General features: G+C 53.2%; 6 protein-coding genes and 1 other RNA gene. All 7 read right to left on the bottom strand.

Features of this window, described 5'->3' with window-relative positions; genetic code table 11:
* Positions 1–280: Mur ligase domain-containing protein (locus INT22_RS10280; RefSeq protein WP_226912588.1), on the bottom strand; the 280-nt coding region annotated here is incomplete at its 3' end.
* A complete protein-coding gene (locus tag INT22_RS10285) occupies positions 280–1,773 on the bottom strand; it encodes a UDP-N-acetylmuramoyl-L-alanyl-D-glutamate--2,6-diaminopimelate ligase (RefSeq protein ID WP_193068173.1) in 1,494 nt (497 codons plus the stop codon). The genes INT22_RS10280 and INT22_RS10285, both read right to left, overlap by 1 nt.
* Before the next feature lie 13 nt (positions 1,774–1,786).
* Entirely contained in the window at positions 1,787–3,493 is a 1,707-nt protein-coding gene (locus INT22_RS10290) for a peptidoglycan D,D-transpeptidase FtsI family protein (RefSeq protein WP_193061305.1), read from the bottom strand.
* Positions 3,490–3,825, bottom strand: coding sequence for a cell division protein FtsL (gene ftsL, locus INT22_RS10295; RefSeq protein ID WP_089037720.1), 336 nt, complete (start codon positions 3,823–3,825; stop codon positions 3,490–3,492). Before ftsL ends, INT22_RS10290 begins: the two co-directional genes overlap by 4 nt.
* A 2-nt stretch (positions 3,826–3,827) precedes the next feature.
* Positions 3,828–4,784 carry a 16S rRNA (cytosine(1402)-N(4))-methyltransferase RsmH gene (rsmH, locus tag INT22_RS10300; protein WP_089037719.1) on the bottom strand — a complete coding sequence of 319 codons (957 nt, stop codon included), beginning with the start codon at positions 4,782–4,784 and terminating at the stop codon, positions 3,828–3,830.
* 52 nt (positions 4,785–4,836) lie between these two features.
* An RNA gene (gene rnpB / locus INT22_RS10305) (RNase P RNA component class A) lies at positions 4,837–5,197 on the bottom strand.
* Positions 5,198–5,229: 32 nt separating this feature from the next.
* On the bottom strand, positions 5,230–5,950 hold a 721-nt coding region (rsmI, locus tag INT22_RS10310), incomplete at its 5' end, for a 16S rRNA (cytidine(1402)-2'-O)-methyltransferase (RefSeq protein ID WP_226912589.1).

Raw genomic sequence — 5,950 nt, forward strand, 5'->3', positions numbered from 1 at the left:
CCCGGGCCAGCAGGCCAAGGCCCAAACGCGTGTCTGCGCATACCAGCTGAGGAAGCAAACTGCTTACCGGGCGCTCAACCAGAGCAGCTGCAGCGCCTTTCTCAAGCGCCTGCTCAATAAAATCATGGCCATCAAAACGCGGCCCCTTCAAAGCCACAAACAGACAGCCCGGCACAATATGACGCGTATCGGTAATGACCGCCGTCACCGACAACTGGCATAAAGCTTGCGGGACAGAAAGTTTTAGCGCTGAAGCAATACTAGCTAACGACCAGTTCATCACATGGCAGCCCTAAGTTTGAAGGCTTTTATCACTTGTTCGCTATCTTGGTAGTCATGACGCACGTTACCAATGTGCTGATAGGCCTCATGCCCTTTTCCGGCCACCAAGATAACGTCCTGGGGATCAGCCTGCTGAACCGCATGACAAATCGCCTGACTACGATCACCTATTTCCGTAAAGGCAGCCGCAGCAGAAAAACCCGACATAATTTGTTGGCGAATTTGCTCGGCAGACTCCGTACGCGGATTATCGTCAGTAACGATCACGTGGTCAGCTCGCTGCTCCGCTACAGCAGCCATTTCTGCTCGCTTTCCCGTATCACGCTCACCACCACAACCGAACAGGCACCACAGCTTTCCGGTGCTCCCTAAATGCTCTTTCAGCGCTTCGAGAGCATTAGCTAATGCATCCGGCGTGTGGGCATAGTCGATAACAACGCTGGGCGCATTAACCTCGCGGTATAACGCCATACGCCCAGGCACTGGGCCCAACTCAGTTGCCGACTCAAACAACTGCTCTAAAGGCTCGCCCAATCCATAAAGCGCACTAATGGCTAACAGCACATTGTCTAGGTTAAACCGCCCCATCAAACCAAGATTAAGCGTTTTCTCACCTTCCGGCGTAGCAACAAGAGCCTGTTGACCATGCTCATGGGGATGCCAACCAATCACGCGCAGCGTCACTACTTCATCGTCGCCTACTGCCAAAACACGCACACGGCTATCACAGCCTGCCAACATTAGCCGCGCAAGAGGATCATTTGCATTGACGACCGCAAGCAAAAGCTCAGAACGCCGGAACAACTTTGCTTTTGCAGCGGCATAAGCCGCCATACTGCCATGGTAATCAAGGTGATCTCGCGTCAGGTTGGTGAATACGCCTGCGGCGACGTTCACTGCGTCTAAACGGCGTTGCTCAAGGGCATGTGAAGAAGCTTCAAGCGCCACACGCTTCACTCCCTGGTTAGCCAAATCAGCCAAGGTTTCTTGCATTGCCAATGAGCCAGGCGTAGTAAGGCCTGTGTCGACCAATTGGCCAAGGCGACCAACACCTAATGTCCCAATCACCCCAGCAGGCTTGCCAAGCAGTTCACTTAACGCTGCTATATAATGGGTAACAGAGCTTTTCCCATTGGTGCCCGTCACCCCAATCACCTGAAGGTCTTTAGGAACAGAAAACAGTGTGCGACCTAGCTCGCCAAGTCGCATAGACAGATGCGGCAAATAAAGTATTTGCCCGTCCAGTGAAACACCACCTTCTCTTGTATGCGCCAAAACGAGTGACGCACCTGCCGCCACTGCTTGATCAACAAACTCATAACCATCACGCTGACTACCAGGGACAGCCACAAATACATCACCCATCGCTAACTTACGTGTATCCGTCACTAAGCGAAGCTGCTCTGGCAATTTAGGCAGCTCCTTAGGTAACACGGCGTTGGGCCAAACCTGCTTTAGCGCTATCCATAGACTTTCTGGGGACAACCTCATGCAATCTCCTTTGCTACTCGACCTCATGATCGGGTGGCACGTCCAGCAAACGTAGGGCATTACCTGTCACGCTAGAGAACACCGGAGCAGCCACTGCGCCACCATAAAATTGGCCAGCGCGGGGGTGGTCAATCATAACGACGGTAACAATACGCGGGTCGGAAATAGGCGCAATCCCCGCAAAAACACTGCGGTAAGCATCGGTGGTATAACCTTGCTGCCCTATTTTACGCACCGTGCCTGTTTTCCCCCCCACACGATAGCCTTCAACCTGCGCTCGGCGCCCACCGGTATAGGCGGCGACCGACGTTTCTAAAATATTCAGCAAATCATTAGCCACTGTGGGCGATATAGCAGGACTCCCCTGGGGAGGCTCAGAAAGCCTCAACAGCGAGGGCGGTAAACGCACGCCATCATTGGCGAGCGCTGTGTAAGCACTGGCCAATTGAACGGCTGAAACAGAGAGACCGTAACCATAGGAGAGCGTTGCTCGTTCACTTCGAGACCAGCGAACCGGCGCTGGCAAACTGCCTGTCGCCTCACCAGGAAAGCCGGTTCCTGGTGCTTGCCCAAGGCCTAGCTGATTGTATTTTTCCCAAATGGCCGTATCACTTAGCTGCAGCGCTAAACGAGACATACCAACGTTTGAAGATTTTTGTAGAATCCCCGCTAAATCTAAATCGCCATAATTACGGAAGTCTCGGATAGTGAACTGATCCAGGCGCATCCAGCCTGGCGAGGTATCAACGACAGCATCGCGATCTACAACACCACTTTCCAGTATTGCAGCCATCGCCAAAGGCTTCATAACAGACCCAGGTTCAAACACATCAACCAGTGCCTGGTTGCGTAAACCTCGCGGATCTAACCCAGCGCGGTTATTCGGGTTGTAAGAAGGCAAGTTAGCCATTGCTAACACTTCCCCTGTGCGCGCATCGAGCATTACCAACGCCCCACCGTCTGCCTCATGCTCAGCGACAGCAGCACGCAATTCACGGTAGGCCATATATTGAATACGCTGATCAATCGACAGCGTTAACTCACCACCAGGTTGCGCTTCACGAATAACACCCAGCTCACGAACTAACCGACCGCGTCGATCCTTTAAGACTCGGCGTTGTCCAGGATGCCCCGCCAAATAGGGCTGATAAGAGAGCTCCAGTCCCTCTTGACCCACATCATCCACATTGGTAACACCCAGCAACTGCGCCGCCACTTCACCGGCGGGATAATAACGTTTGTATTCACGCTGCTGATAAACACCAGGCGTACGTAAATCCAATATACGTTGGGCCGCATCTGGCGTCATTTGACGACGAAGGTACATAAACTCTCGACTGCTATATCGAGAGACACGAGATTCAAAGTCATCGAGCGACATGCCTAAAGCTTGCGCCAGCATTACTCGCTGAATGGCATCGGTAGGTAGCTCTTGAGGATTCGCCCAAAGTGTCACAACAGGCGTAGAAACAGCCAGAGGTTCACCATTACGATCAGTGATCATACCGCGGTGTGCGGGTATTGCCTCATGGCGCAGCGTACGGGCATCACCCTGGCTCTGTAAAAACGGGCGATCAATTACCTGAAGCAGCGTAATCCTGCCGACTAAAATGGCCGACGCCACCATCACAACAATGAGAATAAATAAAAAGCGTCCGCCAGCTAACGGCGGCGCAATAGGCATTTGACGGGATATCCCTCCCCGACTTTCGCGCTTCATGGTCGAATCACCTCGACATCATTCACATCGGGAATGCGCATTTCAAGCCGTTCCGTAGCAATTTGCTCTACACGGGCCGGAGTAGACCACGCCCCCTCTTCCAATAGCAGCTGTCCCCACTCGGTTTGCAGCTGATTTTTTTCCTGCTCTAACTGCTGTAGCTGCGCATACTGCACTCGCGTCATATGCGTGGTGGCAACCACTAAACCACCGGTAACGACACACGCTAAGAACAGCGCAACAAGGATAACCGGCCAAGCTCGAAAACGTAGCTTGAAAGGCCATTCGGTGCGCAGCGTTGACGCCCAACGCTCTATCCGATCCATGCTCATGATCACACTCGTTTACGGGCGGCTCGCATGACGGCACTGCGCGCCCGGGGGTTAGCGTCTACCTCTTCGTCACTTGGGCGTATTCCTTTACCCAAGGCTTCAAGACGGCGATTTAGCTGATCATCGCGAATCGGCACGCCCCGTGGCAAGTGCGTATCACCCCGCACATGATGACGAATGAAGCGTTTTACACGACGATCTTCAAGCGAGTGGAAGCTAATCACAACCAGATGCCCCCCAGGAGCCAACACTTCCAATGCCCCCTCAAGCGCTGCATCCAGTTGATCGAGCTCACCATTTAAATAAATACGCAGCCCCTGAAACGCTTTGGTCGCTGGGTGACGGCCCTTTTCCCAAGCAGGGTGAGCCTCTTTCAATACCTCGGCCAAGTCAACAGTGTGCGTAAAAGGCTTTTCCACACGTCGCGTAACAACAGCACGCGCCAAGCGCTTTGCGTAACGCTCTTCACCATAGGTTTTAAACACATTGGCAATATCACTTTCGCTAGCCCGGGCTAAAAACGCGGCTGCACTCTCTCCTTGGGTAGGATCCATACGCATATCAAGAGGACCGTTGCGCATAAAGCTAAAGCCACGCTCTGGATCATCTAACTGCGGGGAAGAAACACCAATATCTAGCAATACCCCTGAAAGCTTTCCGTAAACCCCTTGCTCTTGTGCATATTCAACTAACCGAGCGAACTCTCGCTGCGTTATGTCGAAACGAGGATCATCGATATCTTTAGCGGCTGCTATTGCTTGAGGGTCACGATCCATGGCCATTAAACGACCTTGTTCGCTCAAGCGCGAAAGAATAACGCGGGAGTGCCCGCCTCGCCCAAACGTGCCGTCTAAATAAATACCATCGGGATTATGAACAAGTGTATCTACCGCCCCTTCTAGTAAGACGCTGGTGTGGCGAAAATGGGAAGTAACCTGGTCAGCGTCAGGAGAAGGCATGTTAATCTCACACAGTGTTAAGAAAGATGCGAACGGCGCACCTTTTATGGAAATGGGGAGTCGGCCGATAAGCCGGGTTCTGTCGTGGACAGTCATTCCTCTAGGCGCTGCGTCACCACAGCGCTCAAGCAACCTACCCGGATCCAGCGCGGGCCACGCCATTGGATCCCTATTTGGTCTTGCTCCGAGTGGGGTTTACCATGCCACGCACTGTTGCCAGGCGCGCGGTGCGCTCTTACCGCACCCTTTCACCCTTACCAGCCTCGAAAGGCTTAGGCGGTCTACTCTCTGCTGCACTTTCCGTCGGCTTACGCCGCCCAGGCGTTACCTGGCACTCTGCCCTATGGAGCCCGGACTTTCCTCCCCCAACACACTTTTACAAGTGTATTAGCGGCGACTGTCTGGCCAACTCCGGCGGCAAGCATACCAGCGCCCCGCCGTCGCCTCAATGCCCACCTTTCAATGCTTGCAATCTTGCGTACCATTCCTGCTTTCGGCCGCCTAGCATTTTTGCAGCAACGGCTGCCCCCTGCTTGACGCCAACACCCTCTGCTAGCATTGCTTTAAGCAGCTCATCAGCAGTAATAGATTGCTCATCGCTTTGAACAACGGGCGCCGCCCCAGCGATCATTACGACAAATTCTCCACGACCTTGGTTAGGGTCTTGCTTAAGCTGATCAAGCAATGAGGAAGGCGAACCCTGCAAAAAAGTCTCATACGTTTTGGTCAATTCTCGCGCCAGAACAACCGCTCGCTCAGGCATTTGCTCACATAACGATTCGAGCGTGTGCTCAATACGGTGAGGTGACTCGTAAAAAACCAACGTTTCTTCTCGAGACTGCCATTTTTCAAGCGCTTGCCGTCGCGCACTCGGCTTAGACGGCAAAAACCCACCAAATGTAAACCTATCAGTCGGCAATCCGGCCGCTGAAAGCGCACTGACTAGCGCACAAGGCCCAGGAAGCGGCACCACCTGCCTACCCCGCAATCGCAACTCTCTTACCAATACGAACCCCGGGTCACATATAAGCGGCGTTCCCGCATCACTAATTAGGGCAACATTTTCCCCCGCCATTAAGTAACTATCCAGCGTATCGACACGCCGTGCTTCATTATGCTCATGCAGTGAGAGCATCGGCTTATTAATGCCCAAATGCGCTAACAAG

This window comes from Halomonas sp. 3D7M (assembly GCF_014897885.1).
GTDB lineage: Bacteria > Pseudomonadota > Gammaproteobacteria > Pseudomonadales > Halomonadaceae > Vreelandella.